Source organism: Brasilonema bromeliae SPC951, assembly GCF_012912135.1.
Lineage (GTDB): Bacteria > Cyanobacteriota > Cyanobacteriia > Cyanobacteriales > Nostocaceae > Brasilonema > Brasilonema bromeliae.
In genome coordinates this window covers 1-22,337 of the sequence record NZ_QMEB01000014.1, presented here as the reverse complement: position 1 = coordinate 22,337, position 22,337 = coordinate 1, and the positions used below count along the sequence as shown (strand labels likewise).

General features: G+C 41.6%; 14 protein-coding genes. 3 read left to right on the top strand and 11 right to left on the bottom strand.

Annotation, left to right across the window (positions count from 1 at the left end; genetic code table 11):
• Positions 1-43 precede the first annotated feature (43 nt).
• Entirely contained in the window at positions 44-1,486 is a 1,443-nt protein-coding gene (gene xylB / locus DP116_RS03310; RefSeq protein ID WP_169153815.1) for a xylulokinase, read from the top strand.
• Positions 1,487-1,780: 294 nt separating this feature from the next.
• Positions 1,781-3,361, top strand: coding sequence for a glycosyltransferase (locus DP116_RS03305; RefSeq protein WP_169153814.1), 1,581 nt, complete (start codon positions 1,781-1,783; stop codon positions 3,359-3,361).
• Between the two features lie 466 nt (positions 3,362-3,827).
• On the opposite strand, the gene DP116_RS03300 is transcribed toward DP116_RS03305, so the two are convergent.
• The 11 genes from DP116_RS03300 to DP116_RS03250 all read right to left on the bottom strand — a co-directional run bounded on the left by DP116_RS03300 (position 3,828) and on the right by DP116_RS03250 (position 20,122).
• Positions 3,828-4,106 carry a hypothetical protein gene (locus DP116_RS03300; protein WP_169153813.1) on the bottom strand — a complete coding sequence of 93 codons (279 nt, stop codon included), beginning with the start codon at positions 4,104-4,106 and terminating at the stop codon, positions 3,828-3,830.
• Between the two features lie 35 nt (positions 4,107-4,141).
• On the bottom strand, positions 4,142-5,608 hold the full coding sequence (locus DP116_RS03295) for an oligosaccharide flippase family protein (protein WP_169153812.1): 1,467 nt from the start codon (positions 5,606-5,608) through the stop codon (positions 4,142-4,144).
• Positions 5,609-5,674: 66 nt separating this feature from the next.
• On the bottom strand, positions 5,675-6,634 hold the full coding sequence (locus DP116_RS03290; RefSeq protein WP_169153811.1) for a glycosyltransferase family 2 protein: 960 nt from the start codon (positions 6,632-6,634) through the stop codon (positions 5,675-5,677).
• Between the two features lie 129 nt (positions 6,635-6,763).
• Positions 6,764-7,747 (bottom strand): glycosyltransferase family 2 protein, encoded by a 984-nt coding sequence (locus tag DP116_RS03285; protein WP_169153810.1) that lies wholly within the window; start codon positions 7,745-7,747, stop codon positions 6,764-6,766.
• Between the two features lie 15 nt (positions 7,748-7,762).
• Positions 7,763-8,953 carry a glycosyltransferase gene (locus tag DP116_RS03280; RefSeq protein ID WP_169153809.1) on the bottom strand — a complete coding sequence of 397 codons (1,191 nt, stop codon included), beginning with the start codon at positions 8,951-8,953 and terminating at the stop codon, positions 7,763-7,765.
• Positions 8,954-9,181: 228 nt separating this feature from the next.
• Positions 9,182-10,243, bottom strand: a complete 1,062-nt coding sequence (locus DP116_RS03275; RefSeq protein WP_169153808.1) for an acyltransferase family protein — start codon at positions 10,241-10,243, stop codon at positions 9,182-9,184.
• Positions 10,244-10,277: 34 nt separating this feature from the next.
• Positions 10,278-11,744: an O-antigen ligase family protein gene (locus DP116_RS03270; RefSeq protein WP_169153807.1), complete on the bottom strand. Its 1,467-nt coding sequence runs from the start codon at positions 11,742-11,744 to the stop codon at positions 10,278-10,280.
• Between the two features lie 2 nt (positions 11,745-11,746).
• Entirely contained in the window at positions 11,747-13,930 is a 2,184-nt protein-coding gene (locus DP116_RS03265; protein ID WP_169153837.1) for a GumC family protein, read from the bottom strand.
• A gap of 250 nt (positions 13,931-14,180) precedes the next feature.
• Complete coding sequence (locus tag DP116_RS03260) at positions 14,181-15,371, bottom strand: glycosyltransferase family 4 protein (protein ID WP_169153806.1); 1,191 nt, start codon at positions 15,369-15,371, stop codon at positions 14,181-14,183.
• A 225-nt stretch (positions 15,372-15,596) separates the two neighbouring features.
• Positions 15,597-16,814: a glycosyltransferase gene (locus DP116_RS03255; RefSeq protein WP_169153805.1), complete on the bottom strand. Its 1,218-nt coding sequence runs from the start codon at positions 16,812-16,814 to the stop codon at positions 15,597-15,599.
• A 683-nt stretch (positions 16,815-17,497) separates the two neighbouring features.
• Positions 17,498-20,122, bottom strand: a complete 2,625-nt coding sequence (locus tag DP116_RS03250; protein WP_169153804.1) for a M1 family metallopeptidase — start codon at positions 20,120-20,122, stop codon at positions 17,498-17,500.
• 441 nt (positions 20,123-20,563) lie between these two features.
• Here DP116_RS03250 and DP116_RS03245 point away from each other — a divergent pair, with 441 nt between their 5' ends.
• Entirely contained in the window at positions 20,564-22,234 is a 1,671-nt protein-coding gene (locus tag DP116_RS03245; protein ID WP_169153803.1) for a DUF3352 domain-containing protein, read from the top strand.
• Positions 22,235-22,337 lie beyond the last annotated feature (103 nt).

Below are 22,337 nucleotides of genomic sequence, written 5' to 3'. Positions count from 1 at the left end.
TTAAGTTTCTATTCTTAACTTTCAAGTATTGAGGACTAGCCTAATGCTGCTTGGCATAGATTTAGGAACAGGCTCTGCTAAGGCATTGCTCCTAGCGACAGACGGAACCGCTATAGGTGAGGCATCAAGCTCCTATCCTGTTCATGCACCGCACCCCGGATGGGCTGAGTCTGAGCCAGGGGATTGGTGGTTAGCTGTTGCTATGGCAGTAAGGAAGGCAGTGGGAAATCACGCTGATCGGGTACAAGCGATCGCACTTTCAGGACAGATGCATGGTGTTGTCCTAGCTTCGGAGTCGGGTCAGCCCCTGCGTCCTGCTATCCTTTGGGCAGATACTCGCTCTAGTGCCACACTTAACGCTTATCATTCGCTCGATGCCGCTATTCTAGAGCGCTTGGGCAACCCGATTACGGCTGGAATGGCGGGTCCAACTTTGTTGTGGCTACGAGAACACGAGGCTACTGTCTACGCCCAAGCACGTTGGGCACTCCAGCCAAAAGATTGGCTACGGTTACGGCTGACTGGAGAAGTCGCAACAGAACCATCTGACGCTAGTGGTACTTTGCTTTACGATGTTGTGTCGGACAACTGGGCAAGCGAAGCAATAACAGCGCTGAATCTACGTTATGATTGGTTAGCAAAAATTATCCCCTCTAGTGCGATCGCAGGTTACTTAACGGCTGTTGCTTCAGAGCATCTTGGCTTAAGAGTTGGCTTAAGAGTTATCGCTGGTGCTGCGGATACGGCAGCGGCGGCACTTGGTAACGGACTACTAGAGCCTGGATTAGTTCAACTAACCATAGGCACAGGCGCTCAAATCATTACACCTCGCTCCCAACCAATTATCGATCCTCATGGTCGTACACATCTCTATCGATCCGCCGTACCTAAGGGGTGGTACACCCTGGCAGCAATGCAAAATGCGGGGCTAGCGCTTGAGTGGGTGCGAGGTATCCTCGGCTTGAGTTGGCAGCAAGTCTATACTAAAGCGTTTTCTGTTCCCCCAGGATGTGAAGGGTTGACATTTTTGCCATACCTCACAGGTGAGCGAACTCCACACCTTGACCCTCATGTACGCGGCGCATGGGTGGGGCTTGGACTTCATCACACACAGGCGCATTTGATGCGGGCGGCTTTAGAAGGAGTTGCTTTTGCCTTGCGACAAGGTTTTGAGGCACTTGAGGCGACAGGTTTTAAAGCAACAGAACTGCGTTTAGCAGGCGGTGGAACACAAGAAATGCCTTGGAAACAATTACTGACTGATGTATTGAGAATACCCCTCTATGCAACTACAGTTGCTGCTGCTTCCGCGCGGGGTGCTGCTCTATTGGCGGGTATCGGAATTGGTGTATACGCAGATACAAATGACACGCTCAAACTGGCAGCCACACCAACGCTTGCTGCAACTCCCCAATCAGTTGATTCAGCCCTAGAAGAGGCTTGGATGCGATATCAATCCCTTTATCCACGACTTAAAAAAATCTGATGATAGCAGTTATGCCTCAAGGAGGTAGCACTAGAAGGTATTTAGAATACATTCTTAAGGTAAGACTGTTTAATATCAGTTTCTGTAGGGTGCGTGATAGCGCTTGCTTTGTGGGAGTTTTTACCAATTACTGAACTTTTGCGCCGTAACGCACCACCGGAAAATGGTGCCGTACTCTCGTTAACGCACCCGAAGGATTTAAGATTCACTTTAGAAATCAGCTCTAAGCGGTCAGGCTGTTTAACATCAGTCAATCAAAGAAGTTAGTTTACTAAGAGAATAGGTAGACATTATATGTATATAGTAGGTGGAATAAAGCTCCCCAAATCAGCTGACGTTTCTGATTTATACATACAGTGTAATGAAGCTGCATCTATAAACTACCAGGAAGATGACAAAAAAGTTGTGTTACGTCAGGGGGGTATTATATCCTCAAATTCTTACTTTAATTCATTTTACGAAAAATTTTATACTAAATATACAACTCTTAGCTCTATCTACTATTTGCTGAAACTTGAAGGCGATTTTAAAGTTTCTATTTACCGAGAAGTTAATGGGGAAAATAACAAAGAGATTATTTCTCAAGAAAACTTTGAGAAATGTCAATTTTCAGAACCCGTCAAAGTTTTACCAATAAATCTCCTTCAAAATGAAAACGCTGGCAGAATATATTTTGAAATAACCTGTTCTAGCGAACAAGGTGCATTTAAAGAGGCATGGATAGCAACTGATGAAAATAAAACTAGAGACGTATCATTGGGAATCATCATTTGCACCTTCAAAAAAGAGGATTATATAAAAAATACTTTAGCTGCAATTTTTCAAGATAAATTGCTAGAAACTAAGGACTTAAAATTATTTGTTGTTGATAATGGTAGAACTTTAGACAAAGCTGATTTCACAAAGCCAAAGCTGAAACTGGTTCCCAATATAAATGCGGGTGGAAGTGGTGGTTTTACTAGAGGGTTAGTTGAAGCTTTAGAGGAGAACACCTACTCTCATTTTTTGCTTATGGATGATGATATAGAGTTAGAAAGTGAATGTATTTATAGGTTGTTTTCTTTGCATGAGTACGCCAAGACTGATTTTGCAGTAGCTGGCGGACTGCTAAATTTACAGAAAAAGCATATGTTGTATGAAGCAGGAGCAACGTACAACGAAGATTCTAAAACTAGAGGATTTGCACCTGGGTCATTAACCGCCGCAAATCATAATATTGATTTACGAAGTTCCAGTTCTCTCAACAGGTTACTGGTGGAAGAAGATATAGATTATGGGGGATTTTGGTTTTTCTCTTTTTCTAAAGACGTTGTTGAAAAAATTAAATTACCGCTGCCTTTATTTCTAAAGATAGATGATATAGAGTTTTGTTTAAGAATTAAAGAGTTGGGTAACAAAATAGTAGCTTTTCCCTCTCTAGCTGTGTGGCATCAACCTGCTTCTGCAAAGAATTTAAATTGGGAAACTTATTATTATGCTCGCAATGATTTAATAACTTATGCCATCCATTATCCGATAGGGTATATGGATACAGTAAAGCATTTTACAAAAGCAATAATTCAGTCTTTATCAAAATGTGATTATGATTATGTAACAATGCTTATAAAATCTTTTGAAGACTATATAAAAGGTCCAGATTTTATCAAAAAGTCTGAGCCAGAAAAGTTGCATTTTAACATTTTAAAGCTTAGTCAAAGCTATAATAACCAAAAGGAAATAGATAAATTAGCTGGTATTAAGCTTTTGACTAGGTGGTTTAAAGTTGCTGCTAAAAGTAGTATTGAATGGTCATCCGTAAGTAGAGAATGGAAAAGTGCTTCAAAGGAGATGACATCTACTATATTTTGGCAGCAATACCTTGGGTTAAAGAACTAGAATTGAGAGAATGTTTGAGAAGTATCAAATATTTTACTTGATCCCCCCTTTGCCCCCCAACCCCAGAGGGGATCCCTAGCCCCCCTTAAAAAGGATTTAGGGGGATCATTGATAATTTTTGGTACAAGACGACACTTTCCAAACATCCTCTGAGATAATACTAGTGAAGACACTGTTGGCGAAAGTGTTACAAAAGCATAGATAAAAGTGTTAAAAATAAAAAGCCGCAACGACAGATTGGAGGTTTTGACCTACGTAATACTTTTATTTACAAATATGTAGTAGATTCGCCAACAGTGTCCAAACATAGGTGGGTTGAAAGATTGGGAAAAGTCATGGAAAACTATTTGTTTAAGTGAAGACTCATTATCTGGCGCGCGATGGCAAAATTTACTTAATGGATTTCTGGTGTATGGCGGCGTTTCTTCTAAATCAGACATAACCTTTAAAATGTGGTGGACAATAGTCAACTAGGATGCAACTTGGGTTGACGCCACAAGGTTATCTTTAACTCCTCGCAATAGCATCCCAAGCCTTGAGTTTCTATTTCATGATTGTATATCCAATCAAAAATTCGCCGTGCTTTGGCAATAGCAACATTTATTGAAGGATAAATACGGGGACTAGGACAAAAAACTTCTCCATTAATATGGATTGCAGCAATATGCCAGTAATCACTGCCCTCACCTTCTGGGATAATTTCTAAAAACCCATCTTTGAAAGGTTCAATAATTCCCATATTCATTCAACGTTCACATCAATTCACTTTACAAACAGCCTTTAAGATCTCAGTATTTGAAAATAGCCAATCAAGCTGTTTCTCTCTTTAGTTGAGATAAGCGGAAGCAGCAGCAACACAAAAGATAGGTAACGGACTGTTTCATTCACTGTACTCAAAATCAGAACAGCAATTGATATAATCAACCAGCCAAAAGCTACTGTGTAATTTGGACTACCTATTTCTTTTGCTATATATATATGAATGACTATATAACTGGCTATTGCAGCTATTTCTGCCCAGCCATAACCAACCATCCCTAAGTACGGTACAAGTAAAAAGGCACTTCCGGCAAAAAGTGCTATGTGTGCTGTATGAAACCAAGTGACCGAAAGATTTTTACCCAAGAGATAGAGGACTGACGAATGTAAGTTGAAGATAGAATTAGAAATATAGCCAATTGAAATCAACGGAAAGACTTGCAGCAGTGGAGTCCAATCTTTGCCAAAAACGACTGGTAATACAACAGGCGCTACTATTGCAAACGCAGCCATTGGCAAACCAACAGCTAGTGCTTGTAGACGCATTCCCTCTTCAATACTCTTGCGTAGGCGAAATGGATCATTCTCCAATTTAGCAAGCGCCGCCATAGCCAAACGCCAGGTGACGGACTTCGCAAAAGCAAGCATTTCTGCTAAGCGAATCGCTAAAGCGATAAAACCAACAGCTTCAACCCCAGCAAAACGTCCTACAATAACTGGATTGACGAGCGATCGCAACTGCCAAATCCAAGTTGAACTTGAGTAACTCAAACCATACACCAACATCTCCCGTATTAAACTGGGCTTCCAGCATAAGCGTGGGCGCAGATCAGTACTAAAGACAGTTAGTAAAACCATAGTGATTTGCTGCAGCCACAAACCACCAACAGGTGCCCAAGCACCAGCCCCTCGATTTGCCAAGGGTAAAGCTGCTACATAATAGCTAACTTGGCTAATTAACTCGATATAAGCAACACGCTGAAAATTTAAGTCTCGATCCAGTTTGATTGTCAAAGGCAGATTTAACAGCGAAATAGGTAATGTTAAACCTAAAGTTGCCAAGAGTGGTGCTGATTCTGGAACTTTCAGCATCTCGGCAATAATGTGTTGCCCTAATACAAGAGTGAGTGTAAAAACACTGCTAATACATAGCAACAGAGTAAAGACTTGGTCATAATCTTGTTTATCTGGGTTAGAGGTTTTACGTAGTAAATAAACATCCAAGCCCCATATACCCAAACCACCAAGAAAACTTACAATTCCATAACTCATTCCATAAAGTCCATACTCCCTCGGTCCAATAACTTTAGTGATGAATAATACGCCAATTAAACTGAGTAAGATACCCAAAGCTTGGCGTATGACCATCAAGGCTCCACCCTTGATGACTTTACTACGAAGTCCCACGACAACTCCAAAAATAAATAAGTTGGACTTTTCTTTTGCAAAGAATTCAAAATTCCGGCTATCCCGAAAAGATGAATTCAAGGGTTATTTCGTTAACTAGAAAAATAATCGGACAATTTTCTTCCGAATTCCGAATTTCTTTGTTCTTCATGTTGCACGAGCAAACAAGCCTCGGCGTAGGCTGCGATTAAAAGACCGCACTTTCTCATATCCATCAGGTCCAAGAAATCTCATGACTGCGATCGCAATATTTAAGCGAGAAAACCACGGTTTCAAAATCAGTTGAGGATACATTGCAAATGCTTGCTGACTATAATGAAAAGCCTGTTTGTAATCTTTCGTATCAATGGCTCTCCATGCTAAAAAAACATACAATCGACCATAACTCCGAGGTCTGAGGTGTAAAATATCTGTGGGTAAAGAACGATAGGTTTTCTCAATTAACTGGCGAAAACCTCTTAACATTGATTCGCAATCTTTAGATTTGTTGTTTGGGTGCTGGCGATACCTCACTAAAGGTTCTTTGATCACTCCATAGTGATAGCGAGTGGCGATACGTATCCACATATCTACATCTTCAATATAACTCTCCCGGTCAAACAAGCCCAAGGTGTCGAAACAAGAACGACGTACCATCGGTGAACTTCCACAGCAAACAGGACTGTCACATGATTCTACAACTTTCTTGTAGACATCACCCTCTGTATCGTTCCTCATAACTAAACCCGTGGGCTTGCTATTCTCATCTATAAAAGCTGTCCAACAGTCTACCAAACCCACCAAGTGATTATTATCTAAGCATTGGGCTTGTTTTTCTAATTTAGTTGGTTCCCAAATATCATCAGCATCTAAAAAGGCAATATATTCGCCTTTAGACTCAAAAATCCCCTTATTTCTTGCCGCAGCTGTCCCTTGATTTACTTGGGAAATCAATCTGATTCGCGAGTCTGTGATTTGAGAAGCCCATTCAACAATTCCATCGGAACTGCCATCATTAATAATCAAGACTTCAAAATCTGTGAGTGTCTGATTCAGAATACTCTCCACTGTTTGCGGGAGATATTTCATGGCATTATATGCCGGAATAATAACAGTAACTTTGGACATATTTTTGAACTCTTTCATTGAAAAAACTAACTTGATTACAAGAAAATAGATAAGAGAAAACAAGGAATTCTTAGGTAAATGAGGAAGAGAAAAACACTCGTCAATTGTCTCTCACTCCTTCACTCCCTACTAACTATTTCCTATTCTCCATTGTCCATTATTCGTTGATGTCTGTCGCCGCAATGATTGAAGAAGTGTTTTCATTTTGTCATAGGTTTGATGCCCGAGTGTTTTCAATAGTGTCAAAGCTATGGTTTGGCGGATGAATTCCCAATAAAAAATAAGTTGTGGATAATGAGCAACGGCTTGATGATTAAAATGCAGCGCTTGCTCATAATCTTTATTATTAATAGCTCTCCAAGCTAAGTAGAGATAAATACGACCATATCCTCTTTCTCTTAAAGGCAGTAAATCTGCGTGAACTGACTCAAAAGCTTTCTCAACAATTGTACGAAAAGCCTCCAAAGTTCCTTGACAATTTGTAGACTTACTACCTGGATGTTGGCGATAGCGAACTAAGGGTTCTTTTATAACTGCAAAACGATATCGCGAAGCAAGGCGAATCCACATATCTAAATCTTCAAGAAATGGTAATTCTCGGTTAAATAACCCAACCGTTTCAAAACAACTGCGACGAATCAAAGGTGTACTATCACAAGCGCATACTGTTTTAAACTGAACAAGCTGCTTCCATACGTCGTCTCCCTCTGCGTAGGAAACAACAACTCTGCCTGTGGACTTACCTTGCTGATCTATTAAAACTGTCCACGTATCTACCAAACCGACTGATGGATTTTTTTCTAGATATCGTACTTGCTTTTCTAGTTTCGTTGGCTCCCAAATATCATCAGCATCCAAAAGCGCGATATACTCTCCACCAGCAGCAGAAATTCCTGTGTTGCGTGCTCCAGATGAACCTTGGTTTTGCTGTGAAATCAGTCGAACTCGTAGATCTTTTATTTGAGAAACCCACTCCACAGTTCCATCAGAACTTCCATCATCAACAATTAAGACTTCAAAATCTGTGAACGTCTGCTTGAGCACACTCTCCACAGTTTCTCTGAGGTAAGCCATAGCATTGTAAGCTGGAATAATCACAGAAACTTTCGGCATATGACCCTCTTGTATTCAATGAGTTGGTAACGACACTTTTTTCTTGGACTGCAAAATCGTTTCTAAAATCACATCGCGATAACGTAATGCGATCGCATCCCAACTAAAGCGAGCAGCATTCTGTCTTGCACGTTCACTCCAGTCACCACACAGCGCGTCTTTGATGGCAGTTGTGTAGCTATCCAGATTAGTAACATCACACAAAATACCACTATCACCGACCAGATATCGCCGCATCTGATCGTCAGTAGTGACAACAGGTAACCCGCTAGCCATAGCTTCTAAGTAGACAAGCCCAAATGGCTCGTTAATGGAAGGGAGTGTAAATACATCCACACTGCGGTAAACTTCTGGCATCTGGTCATGGGGAAAAGTCCGAATCGCAAACCGTTGTGGTCCGAGCAATTCGTCTCCCAGCGCTTGAAAGTAGGCGCGATCCGGTCCATCTCCACATATACAAAGACTAACGTGAGGTAAGCGAGCCACTGCTTGAATGGCTAGTTCAACTCGCTTATGATTCTTCCGGCTTAAACTAGCCACGCACAGCGCGATTCGTCTTGGTAACCCAAGATTGATTGCTGTTCCCTCTGGTGTAAATTGCTCAAGATTCACACCATTAGGAATCACACTGACAGCTTGCGTCGGTTTCAAATTATGGGCGAATGCTGCTGTCGCTTCATCCAACACGACGAGATGATCTGGACGAAAACGAAGATTCCGCTGCAAACATTTCCCATCTGCATTTGAGCTATTGTGTTCAGTAAAGAGTATCGGCGTCCCCGTCAGCGCTCTGACACAAGCTGCCATTGCCAATCCACCATAATCATTGTGAGGAAAAATAAGGTCAGCAGGATGCCTGAGCAAGTGGAACAAGCAAGGGAAGAAACTGGTTAGATGTTCCACGACAATCTCAGGAGTTGAGAATTTACCCACTAGCGGTGCAATCAGAGGGTGACGCACAGCATCATAAGCATAGGAACGGGGAATACATGGAATGGGGTGGCTAAACGAGCCACAAGCAGCGCCACTAAGCAGTTCGACTTCAAAGTAGGAACTGAGGCGGCGAGTCAGCTCAATCGCCACAATTTCTGATCCACCACTCCAGTTAACTCCGGTACTGGGATGGACTAAAACTATTCGGTAAGGTCGTTCACCTCTCGCACTCAATTGGGTGGTGTTATTGGTGCTAATAGTTTTTGTGGTCATCGTTAAACGACTTTATAGACAACAAAAGAAATCCGGGAAACTTATTTAGGCTAGTAGTCAGCCAAACCAACAATGCTTGGTTAATCAACTTTCAAATTCATCTTCTTTTTCTCTTTTTATGCATCAAGGGCGCACGCTGCGCTAACGCGTTCTTTGCGCCTATGTCCAGAGGACACGCACTCGCGTTCGTGGTTTTTTTCTACCCCTCAAAGTTGCCTTGGTAAAGTACTAGGTTGTCACTGCTTTTGGCTTGAAATATGTGAGCAACGGTTTTTCGATATATGAATATATAACGCACCCACACATGATAGCTATGATGGAAATAATGAATCCTACAATATTTGAGACTACCAAGTTTTCAAAAAGAGGAAATGGTAATTTACTCAAAATCTTTGTCATCTGATTCATAAAGAAACCATGTACTAAATAGACAGAGTATGAAGCGTTTCCTAAAAAGACAAGAAAAACAGGTACATTAATATTTTTTCTAAGTTCCAAAGAAGCACTACCTATAACAATTAGTGTACAAGGAATGCCGAATAGAACAACAGATGATAATTGGATTATGGTGTACCAAGAATTGATAACTGATAACGTATAGAGAAAAAGCCCTCCATATAGTAATGGTATTCCATTGCTAACTTTCTTATTTAACACAACGTATGCGGCTAAGCTACCTAAAACAAATTCCAAATTATAATCAGAAAAAAGGAATTGAATAAGTAGATTATCTTGAGGGAATTGAATGACACCAAGGAAATGAAGAAAGACGCCTGATAACCAACCAACAATGATCGGAAAAGAAAATTTAGGTTTCAAGCAAATCAACACCCCAAACATCAGGTAAAAGAACATCTCAAAACTGAGTGTCCAACTTACTCCAAGAAAGCTTGATGAGAGAATTGTTCTATCTTGAGGAAAGAGTAGAAAAGCTTTAATAAACTCTCCAATCCCACGAGCATTAGTATTAGGCTCGTAAGAGAATAAAAAAGATGCCAATATTTTACTTGTTAAGATGAGCCAGTAAAGTGGGTAGATGCGTGTAAAGCGTTTCGAGAAAAATGTTCCTAATTTATCTGGATGACCTATATCCTTGTAATGAATATAGAACATAATAAAACCGCTTAAAACAAAGAAAAAGTCTACACCTGACCCCCCAAACAAGAACATTTTAAACAGAAAATCTTGATTGACATTTTGGTTATATATGAGGTCTGTGTGGGCAAATACTACGAGTACTGCTGCTAACCCTCGAAAAACCTGAATGAGATTTAGTCTTTTTGCTGACATAAATTTTAAAGTTTCCAACCCATAATTTTTTTCATCAGTAAAAATGCTTTGGAGAACGGATCAACGCAGTACTGCTATCTACAGTCTGTTCATTCCAGTTCCACCCTGCGACTGCCATTAAAGTGAACCAATAAAAAAACAGAGTTGTATGACTCCAGATATTTTCTGTAATCATCCCGACAGGTATCGCTAGAGAAATAGCGAACATAATTGAACATAACTCACGTTGAGCACTCCTAGGAGGTGCCGATCGCATCAGCTGGATAAGACGCACACCCTGACCCACAAGAAACACTAAAAAAGTTACAAAACCAAGTACCCCCCCTTCTACTAATGCTCGGACGTAATCATTGTGAGGAAGCAACTTATTAGTGGCTACATTAACACTCAATCCCAAACCGTAACCTAAGAAGGGATGCTGACGCCAAGCATTTAACAAAGTATACCATTGGGAAATTCGCCAATTAAAACTATTATTATCACTTTGGGAAAGTAAAATAGCCCGCGATACATCAATATCTGGATTGAGTAGGGGTGTGTTGGCGAGTGAACTCAGGCGTTCTCGTCCAAATTCGGTGCTAGCAAACAGTCCCAGGACAAGGACTACGAATAAAACTCCACCTATGAGGTTTACTGGGCTTAATCTGGGAGCAACCAAAACCACAACGAAGGTAGCAATCATCATCAAGCCAAATAAGGCCTTAGTACTGACATAAAAAAATGCTAGTAAACCTAGCAACAACAACCACACAAAGCTTTGTCTTGATTGCCTGAGTTTCCACCAGGTTAAACCAATAAATAGTAACAGCAAGGTGACAAACCCATTAGGGTGACCAATTGTCCCTTTGATCCGAAAACCTTCAGATGATATTGAACCAGCATCATAATTCTGCGCTGAGAGAAAAGCGGGTAAGACAGAAGGTATGAACATCTGCATCAACCCTACCACGAGTGGTGCTACCAGAGCTAAGAACAGCACAGAGATCATTTTCTCAGGAGGAACTCGGTCTTTAAGCTGCATCACCAACAGATAGACCATCAACCATGAAAAAAGACGAATCCATTCACGGATGCTGTCTGACAAATACCCAGCAGCTAATCCCAACCCTCCCAAACACAGGAGTACCACCCATAAGCCTTGTAAGATCACCCAGCCAGCAAAGAACCACCAAAAGCGGTCAGTCTGTACAGTTTGCCTTCTCAGTAACATCACTGTTACGTAAAGCAAAGTGAGAACATCTAGCCCCAGAGCAAACATAGCTGGTATTTGTTGCCCAGAGAAAGGATCTAGAGAGGTACGTAAAACTAAAAGTCCGAGAACGACTTGTTCAAACTTGGTAAAAAAGTAAAAAAGAAATGGTATTGCACCCAAAGCTAAGCCCAAGTAGAGAGGTTTGGTACTTCCTATCAGGAATCCTGTTACCAAACCAACCACCACACCTGCTAACCCAATCAAGAGTCCCAGACGAGAAGAAGGACTGAAGTGTTGTTTGGTCAACATTCTTACCTCTGCCTCATACCGTTCGCAGAATTTCTACTACTATCTCCTGCACCAATCAATTGCTTCTGAGATTTGGGTAGTCGAGGTCGGTAACGATAAGTCGGATAACGGTAATTTTGTGTCAGATGTGTCATTCCATTCACCACGACTCCCAGGATAGATATCCGATTTTGTGTTAAATCCCATACACATCTTGAGAGAACTTCTTTATCCGTGAAGCCTGGACGTGCAACCAGCATAAGTCCATTACCTTCTTGAGCTAATGTTAAAGCATCCGCACAAGCAGTTAAGGGTGGCGTATCTATTATCACTAAATCATAATTTTCAGCCGCTTCTGCCATCAAAGACTTCATAGCGATTGACTCTAGTAATTGCGAAGGACGTGCGTGTTGATTGCCACAAGTCAATACATCCAAATTCTCAATATCTGTTGGCTGCACGGCATCCAGCAAGGATACATTTCCTTCTAGCACATCGGTAATCCCTGGACCAGGAGCTAGATTGAACAGTGTGTGCTGGGAAGGTCTTCGCAAATCTGCATCAATAATCAATGTTCGCCAAGATAGCATACCTACAACGGCAGCAAGGTGTGATGCGACGACAGATTTACCTTCTCCAGATATGGTACTACTGACAACGATTGCCCGCAATTGCTCCTTACTGCGAAACTCCAAAGTTTTGAAGAGTGTGCGGTAAGGTTCAATCAACTCCATATTATCTAAGAATTGATTGGCTGGCTCAAGAACAAGCGTTTTAGCGCTTAGACGTGGTAAAATTCCTAGCAATGGTAGCTGTAGTAGTTCTTCGGCTTCGGCAGCATCGCGTAGTGTATTATCCATCACCTCTAGAAGTAACACAACGCCAACGGCTAGCATTGTTCCAAACACAGAAGCAAGTGCTAATACTACTTTCTGCTTGGGTTCAGATGGTGATGATGGTGCTACAGCATTTTCGATCGCACGAATGTTGCTCACCTTTTGTGCTTCTGTCAGCCGTGCTTCTTCAAGTTTGCCTTGTAGAAACTTCAAAGATACTGCGGCTTCTTCCCGTTTTCGGGTTAGTACAGTTAGGGTTTGCTGTGTAATGGGTAGTTGGGCAAGACGCTTCTGGAGTTCAGCTTTCTTAGCCTGCAAGACTTTCAGCCTATCATTAACTGCAGATTCTTCGATTCTATTGAGGATAAATTTGGAGTTCAGTTCTTGAGAGAGTTGATCACCAGCGAAATTTTTTGTGGAGACGCTTTGATCTTTTGAGGACACGCGAGCGAGTTGTTCTGATAATACTTTACCCAAGGCATCCCGTTCTCCAACTAAATTCCTCACAGTTGGATGCTCGTCTGTTAAGCGCAAACGAGTTTCGATGATCTTATTCTCCAATTCTGATAACTTAGCTCGCAACTTCTTGATTTCGTCGTCTTGTCCGCTACGAACAGATGAATAGGCATTGTTCAGGTTTGTATTTTTGGTAACTTGCTGTAAGGATGCATCTCGCGCTTTTATCTCTTGAAGTTGAGCCGACAGAGTACGTTCTTGGTCTTCCAGAGTCGCTATACTCTGCACTAAGCTTTTTGTTTGTTCTTCAAGGGAGACAATACCGCTTGATTTTCTGTATTTGTTTTCAAGATCTTCAGCTTGTAGCAGCTTTTTTTCAGCCTCGGGTACTTGTTTGCGTTCCAAAAATTGCTTGACTTTTGTAGCCTCAAGACCTATGCTTTTTACGTTGTCCTCAACCATCGCTTGAGAAACGGCGTTGAGTACCTTTGCAGCAAGCTGAGGATCGCGAGATTGATAACTCAGTTCCAAAATATTGGTTGCTGGAACAATTTTGACTTTTAAATTATGACTGAGTTCTGCAGTTGAGACAGGACTTAGAGATAAATTACCGTAAGTCTTGGGAAAAGCAATTGCGATCGCTCGTTCGAGAACACGTTGCGACTTGATCAGTTCTGCTTGGTCAGCTAAGGGACTAATTCCTGGTGCGTTTGCAGACACTTGGGTGAGATCACGACCTAATTCTGAGACACTTACTCTTTTGTCGTCCAGCATCAGTCGCGCTAAAGCTTCATATTTATTTGGGGTGACTGCAAGATATGCGATCGCCCCACCCATCACAGCAACAAATGCAGCTATTGCGGGAAGACTTCGCCGCGTCAGCACTGCTAGTACACTTGAGATTCCTTTTTCCATTACATATTTCCCTCTTGTTTCATGAGTCATGATTCATGACTCATGAAAATTTGAACAAATAACTTGGTTGAGTTTGCCCTATGCCTACGGCACGGTTGCACTGTAAGTTCTGCGGATGCAGTACACTTTGCGAAAAGCGCCAGTCGCCTTCACAAGAGTTTCCTCCTGGACTGCCCTAAGCAGTCGCTGTCCAGTTGGAAACTTACTTGGCACTGCGGGATGACAAATGACAAACGACTACCTTGACTGCTTATTTTTTCCCCAAAACCTCTGCAAGTCCAGTTTGGTTTTGTTTGTAAATATGTACTGGTTCACAGGAGGTTTGAAGTGTTGTGTAGAGTTTTAGGGTTTCCGAGGTGATGTGATCCCAGCTATAATTCAGTTGTACATGTTTTTTTGCATGCACAGCCATCGCTCTTAGTTCTTGTGGGTGATGTATTGCCCAGTCTAAGGTGCGAATCAAAGAGGTGAGGTTTCCAGCTTCAAATAATTTTCCGCGACCTCCACTAATTAATTGCTTGTGAGGTGGGATGTCGCTTGCTACGACTGGTATCTCTTCCTCCATCGCTTCTAACATAGCTAGAGGTAGTCCTTCTAAATTAGAGGGAAGAACAAATAACCCTGCTCCCCGGACAATTTCCCAAAGACGTTGTCCCCTCAGTTCGCCTGCAAAGACAATATTTGGATGATTTGCAACCTTTTGTAACAGTTGTGAGGTGAATGATTTCGTATCACTCACACCGCCAGCTAGAACCAGTTTCCATCCAGGAGGATTCAAAGCAGTAAAAGCGTCAACCAGCAAGTCAGGACATTTTTCTGGTACCAGTCTACCCAAAAAGACAATATAGCGCTTTTGCTCAAGACCTAATTGAGTACCGTAACCAAAATTGGGGTCTGACTCACCATATCTGGCTGGGGCATTGGGAATGTAGACTGTGTTCCTACCATAAGTTTGCGAAAAGTAGGTTTGCAGCACATTAGATACGACAATCAATCCGTCAGCGAAACGAACTGCAGCCTTCTCTCCCATTTGAATAACGCGAGTTGAAAAGCTGCCCCATTTAGCACGTTGCCAATCTAAACCTTGACAGCTTACAACAATCTTTGCACTATTGATAAGTTTTGGTAAACAAGTGAATAGAGATGGACCCAGAGCGTGGAAATGAATGATATCGTATTTTGTGGTGGAGGCTGCGATCGCTCCTAATGCCGACGTCACCAGAGCATCCACTCCTCTTAAACCAAAACCAGGTAAAGAGATAACTTGGACGCCCTGATAGTCATAAGGTTCTTGCCAGGAACTGTCCGTATAAGAGGAGCGGGCAAATAAATCAACAGAGTGTCCTTGTTTTACCATACGAGGATACACTTCTGCGCAGTAATGCTCAATGCCGCCCTGTTTGGGAGGTAGACCTTTTGCACCAATGACAGCAATTTTCATACTAGTTAAGCCGTGCTAGTTTTGCGATGGAAAAGCATGTACAAATCGAAATCAAGTTACATTTCGTAACAGAGATGGAAACAAGAACACAGGACGTGGGAACACAAAAAAGATCTGTTTCTTTGTTTCAAATTTTTGAACTCTAAAAAAGCATTGCCTCTCCCTGATAACTATAATTTTTCGTCTTTTTTATTTCTTAGTTTTTGTTTTGACAGCGAATTGTGTTCAGACCTGAAGAGCAATGCTATTGCGCTGTTCCCAGCGATTTAACATTTCGCTGTAAACTTGCTGAACAACCGTACTAGCTGCATAAGGCTTTGCAGTCCGCACGCAAGATTCTGTCGGATAATCTCCTGGATGTAGAAGCACCTTCCGTAAAGCATCTGCAATGCACGCAGGCGTTCGTTCAGAACAAACAACCCCACTGTCAGCAGTCAGTAATTTTGGGGTTTCACCACATTGAGTCGTGACGACTGGAGTCCCACTCCCAAGCGCTTCTAAAACCACCAAAGGTAGACCTTCGTATGCACTGCTGAGGACAAAAACATTGCAGACACGATGAAGCTGTGCAAGTTGACTTTGAGTCACTGCTCCCAGCATTGTAATCTTATCTACAAGTCCTAGTCTTGCAATTTCCGCACGGATTTCTACTCCTAACTCGCCATCCCCTGCTATGAGTAGGTGAATATGAGGCTCGTTTAAAGTAGCAAACGCACGTACTAGCAGAATCGGGTCTTTTTGAGGATGAAGCCTCCCAGCAAATAAAATAAAACGAGTCTGTTCATCCACACCTAGCCGAGACGCCAGTTCTCGTCTTTTGATTTCTCGTTCATCTTCTCTTAATGGGTAAAAAATTCCATTGTCAAAAGAATTTTTGATGTACGCAATTCGGTCTTGCAAGTTAGGATAACGCTGCTTATATAGTTGCGCTGCATCAGTATTACACGAGAGAATTTGGTTAAACTGGCGAACTAACAAACCTTCTAATGCAAAATATGCAGCGGGAAATCTTCGCCAAAGAATTGCTTTTTTATCACCACGCGCTTGCATTTGCGTCTGTATATCATTGTGGATAAACAGAGTTTTCTCCCCCTGCCAATTAAGAGCTGCTATTGTTGGCTCTATCCTGTGAAAATGCATAAAGTCGGAAGCAAAACGATGCCCTAAAAGAGCTGCTGTATATTTTAGGGTTGTTGGAATTAAGCTTCGGACGTTATCATCTTCCAGTGTAAATAAGGGCAAAAAAGCAATTTCTCTACCTGCGAATTCTGCTTGTTGCCATTTACCAACAGGCTTTTTTGGATCAGTATTAGTTCCTACGAGTTTTACATCAAACTCGCTTGGAGCGTATTTGATGAATGTATTTATGAGTGTTTGTATACCTCCTATTGTGGCGTTCCAAGGATTGAACTGGTAAAATATCGTGATCACAGGTTTACGCATGGGGACTACCCTGCACAACTTTTGTACAAAAGATCAAATGTTTTTTAATTGTCAAAAAGCACTCAAAAACTTTAAATATATCCTCCTACACATTATAGAAATTTGAGCGTTTTTGCATTCCTCCGATAGTCATAATCATCATAATCAACTGGGAACTGTATCAGTATCATATTGGCATATTGTAAGATTTATAACCACTGTCGTACAAACACATAAAAGGTTTTTTACCTTCAAAAAAGGCACATAATTTCTCTGTAATTTTTACACTTAGGTCTGATTACATTTATCAAATAGTAATATTTCTGAAGCCAATTTTTACTTCATCAATCTTTTCTTTACAGAATATTTATATTTTTTTGATAAATTTTACATTAATGAGAACAACATTATGATATTATGTGCATCTGATACACTTATAAATAAAAAAAATAAACTTTACAACAACTTAATAAAGCCAATTGTAAAAAAAAAGGATGTTTTGACCTCTGTCTACGCCCAAATCTGAAAAGATGCTTGAAGAAAGCAGAAGTATTCAAAGCATCTATGCTGAAGGTCAGACAATGAGTGGGGAATTCAAACCCCCAATCAAAGTCTTGACCACTAAATCGCAGATCTAGTGGTCAAGAGCACAGCAATATTCGCTACCGCATGGAATACGCAAATGGGAAGCGCTGTTGTATCTGTTACGACTTAGATCTTGCTTCCAAGTTTTCTAAGCGGCTTCTGAGTTCTTGGTTTTGTTGTCTAAGTTGGTCAACTTCAGAACGTAACTGACGCAGCGCATTTTCAGAACCAATGTTGGTTTGCACCTTGGAAATCTCTTCCTCAGCGTAGCGACGTACGCGCCCATCTGGTGTTTGGTAAGCCTTGGCTTGCAAAATTCCAATTGCTTTGGCGATTTCCATTTGTCCAAGGGCTGTGACTACTGCTATTTCAGTTAAAAAGAATGTTTCCTTGGAAATTTCCGTCAATCGCTCTAAAATCCGTTGCACATTGGCACTATTTTGACCAACAGAAATCTTCCCAAGAGCACGAATTGCGGCTAAACGCAAGGGTTGTGGTACACCAAGGTGGGTGTATTCCATGAGGAGATTTAAAGCGGCTTCTGAGGTTTTGAGTTCGGCTAGACCTGCGATCGCACCATTGCGTACGACCTCATTCCAACCCGCCCTTTCTTCCAAAACGGATTTTAGCAGCTTGATGACCTTTTCTTCCTTAGGTTTTTCTTCTGTTGTCGCAGCCGCTATTGCTCCTACAGCACGAGTTGCTGTAGCTTCTACATAGTAGCTAGGATCGCCCACCTCCAAGAGTTCTTTCAACACCTTGTAGCTTTCGTGAGTTTTGATTTTTCCAAGTGCTTCCACCACAGCACGCCGGACATATGGACTCTTATCCTTTAAACCAACAACTAACTCATCAAAGACTTGATCCAGCTTGATTTCTGCAAGTTGTTTAGCCACTTCAACGCGTACACCCCAGAAGGGGTCATTTTTGAGTGCAGCAGACAGCGCTTTTAGGGCTTCATTACCGCCGCCTTTCGCCAAAGCTTCAGCTGCTAGGATGCGGGAGATAGGGTTGGGATCAAATTCCAACTGTGCTTTCAACTCTGGTACTGGGTATTCCAGAGACACCGTTTTTAAGAAATGATTCCCCACATCAAAGCTGATAAATTGAGGTTTTTGGTCAAGAGGGAAGTAAAAGCTTTGTTCTTGTTCATTCACTCGTACTGTGAAAGTCTTAAGGTCACAATAGCTAGTCTGTGAAGGAGTGGAGGAGGAAGTCTCGAAGTCTCCTTGTTGGACGTACCCAAAACCGATAGGGATTTTTAAGTCAAATAAATCGCTATTATTTCCGACACTTGCTTGAGTTTGAGTCACGGTTATCTTCGCCAGCTTGCTATCAGAATCCCAGGAGTAAGCGACTTTAAAATCAGGATGACCACCTCGATAGACATACTGGTCAAAAAGAAACAAGAGATTGCGCCCAGTTGCTTTTTCAATCGCCCGTAGTAAATCGACTGTTTCCACGGTTCTGTGAGCATTATCCCGTACAAATGTTTGAATTGCTTTCCAAAACAATTCTTCTCCCAATTGGGTCCGAATCATGTGATAAACACATGACCCTTTCTCGTAGATGTGGCGGTCATAAAGTTCAATAGCTTCCCGGTAAACATGGGTGACCATTGGACGGCGATAGCGAGTACTATCTTCAGCCAAATAACTACGAGCTTCCAGTAAACGATAGTATATGGCTTCAGTAGTACCGTACTCATGCTCTGTCCACATAACCTCGGAGTAAGAAGCCATCCCCTCCTTGATCCAAGCATGAGACCAGTGCTTAATCACCAGCAAATCACCAAACCATTGGTGCGCCAGTTCATGGACAACCAAGCTTTCTGTGTTGCGGTTATCTAATGCAGCTTTTTCATCTAGCAAACATTTATCAGTTAACAGTGTTGCAGATGTATTTTCCATTCCCCCAAAGATGAAGTCATCAACACAAACTTGAGCGTATTTGGGGTAAGGGTATGGATAGCCATATTTTTCGCTCAAAAACTCTATCATCTGGGGAGTTTTGCCCATACTACGTTTAGCATCTTCTTCGCGACCTTTTTCGACGTAGTATGTGACAGGTATACCGTTCCACTGATCACGAATTTCAGCAAAGTCACCTACTGCTAGAGTCATTAAGTAGGTCGGATGAACTTGCTGCTGTGACCAGTGGTAGATTTTGTCCTCACCTTGTTCTTCAGCAGCAATGAGTTCGCCGTTGGAAATTGCTATCAGGTGTTTGGGGACGCGGATACGAATTTCAGAGGTAGAAAGTTGTCCAGGGTAGTCAAAGCAAGGGAACCAAAAGCGAGAGTCTTCGTCTTCTCCTTGAGTCCAAACTTGGGAGGGTTTATGAGGATAGTGTTTGTCGCTTTGGATAAAGTACAAACCGCGTTGTGGTTTGTCTGCTGAGTAATCAATAGCAATGACAAGGCGCTTGTCAACCTGTGTAGGTGGTTCGAGTTGGATAGATAACTGTTGTCCATCGTAGTCAAAGTTTTGCGCTTTTCCATCCACTTGTACTGATTCGATACCTAAGTTGACAGCATCTAAATTTAAACGATCAATACCGTTGCGGATTGGTTTGAGTGTTATACTACAACGACCTTGGTATTTTTTGTTAACGATATCCAGACTGAGGTCTAAAAAAATATGCTCTACTTGTCCAGGATGATCAGGATTGTAGTGCGGTTTTGCCCCAGGTAATTCAAAAGATTTATACCGTTTTTTTTCTGTATCAAAAAAGTACTGCGACATTGATGTTTACTGAACCTTGGTAACCCTGAAAATTCCTTATGGATGTTGTAAGGAAAAAACAGCTTTTTCGCGTGTTATCCCATATCAACTTAGGATACACCCTGAACATTTTGTACACTGTTGTCATTGAGCATACAGTGTTTTGCGCCCAAAAAATTGAAATTCTGTAATAATATCCTGATGGTTTTATATAGCTTAGAATAGCTTGTTACCACCAAAAGGAATATATTTTTCAGATAAAGAACAATATCATTTGTGGATTTGTTCTTGACGCTTTTGAACTTCTACTTAGAGCGCTATTATACCCATTATTTCTTTGGTTGACAATTCTTACACTAAATCCCGATAAATGAGTGTAGATAGATTGTGAATCCGCAAAATCCACAATGGCGTTTTTACTGAGATCTAAGATAATTTGTTGAAGAAAAGGGAATCTTTACAATGCCCGAAAGTCGATCAAAATTTTTAATTCCTGCTGTTAGTACTGCCCTAGTTGTAGCAGGAGGAATAGCAGCATATATGTATTTTAAAGGTGGTCCCTCTGGAGATATCTCTAGTGTTTTGGGTGCTGCTAAAGTCGTGCCAGATGAGGCAATATTGGCAACTTACATTTCCACTGACCCAAAAGTTTGGGCAAAATTGGAGCAATTTGGCACTCCCCAAGCGCAACAGATAGTCGCAAAAGGTTTGGAAAACTTAAATAAAAAACTGTCAACTGATAGTAACATTTCTTATGAACAAGATTTAAAACCTTGGGTAGGTGGTGTCATGGTTGCCATGCTACCCTCAAGTCCAGCAAAACCTGTTGCACAGAATACTCCGCAAGCGACACAGGAATCTAAAATCTTGATTGTAGTGGGAATCAAGGATAAATTGGGTGCCTTGAATTTTGCTAATAAATTGAAGGCACAAAAAGATGTCAAGGTAGAGGAAAGTGACTACAAAGGCGAAAAAATTATCGAAACGACTGGTAAAAATGAACACAGTTATACAGCGGTTTTAAACACGACTTACATTGTTATTGCTCCGGAAAAGCAATCTGTAGAGCATGCAATTGATACCTACAAAGGTGAACCTTCTTTTGCAAGTAAAGAAGGTGCACAAAATATGTTAACAAGCGGTGTCAATGTAGACAACACCTTGGCACAAATTTATGTACCTGACTATCGCAACATGGTACAGCAATTAATAACCGCAAATCCCAACGCAACGCCGATTCCTCCAGAAACCATGAAGCAATTAAAGCAGATGAAATCTATGGTGGCGGGTGTAGGAATTGATAATGTGGGTGTGAGAATGAAAGCCATTGCCAAGTTAGACCCAGAATTGGTCAAATACCAGTATCCAAACACTTCTGCTGATGTGGTATCTCAATTTCCTGCTGATACAATTGCCATACTCAGCGGAAAGGGAATTAGTAACTGGTGGTCAGCGCTTGTGGAACAATCAAAAGATACTCCTGAGTTGAAGCTTACGCTTGAACAAGCTCGCGCACAACTGAAATTAGTCAATATTGACCTAGATAAAGAAATTTTCGGGTGGATGGATGGAGAATTCGGTTTTGCTGCTATTCCATCAAATCAAGGTGTGTTGGCGCAGATTGGTTTTGGGGGAGCGTTGGTTTTCCACACGAGCGATCGCAAAATGGCTTCCGCCACCCTCAACAAACTCGATGACTTTGTCAAAGCACAATCAGTCAATGTCGCAAAAAGAAATATCGCTGGTAAAGAAGTCACAGAATGGCAAATTCCTCAACAAGGAGCTTTATTAGCACACGGCTGGCTAGATAATAACTCCGTATTTGTCACCATTGGTGGTCCGATAGCTGAAACGCTTGCAGATCGTAAAGGTGAGTCTTTACAAGGTAGCAACAACTTCAAAGCCGTTACTAGCACTCTCCAAAAGCCTAACGGTGGATATTTTTACTTAGATATGGACAAAACCGTACCTCTGTTAAATCGTCTTGCCACTGCACAACAGCAGCCGATGACTCCCGAGACAAGTGCTATCATAAGTTCCATTCGCGGTTTGGGTTTGACTGCTACTAGCCCCGACAAAACAACTACTCAAGTTGAGATGTTGCTCGCACTGAAGCCGAAAAATGGGAATTAGGACTCTTGGAATAGGGACTCACAAACAATAGACCTCTTGCAAAAGTGAGATTTTACGAGGTTCTGTTAAGAGTTAAGAGTTCCCTGCTCCCCTGCTCCCCTGC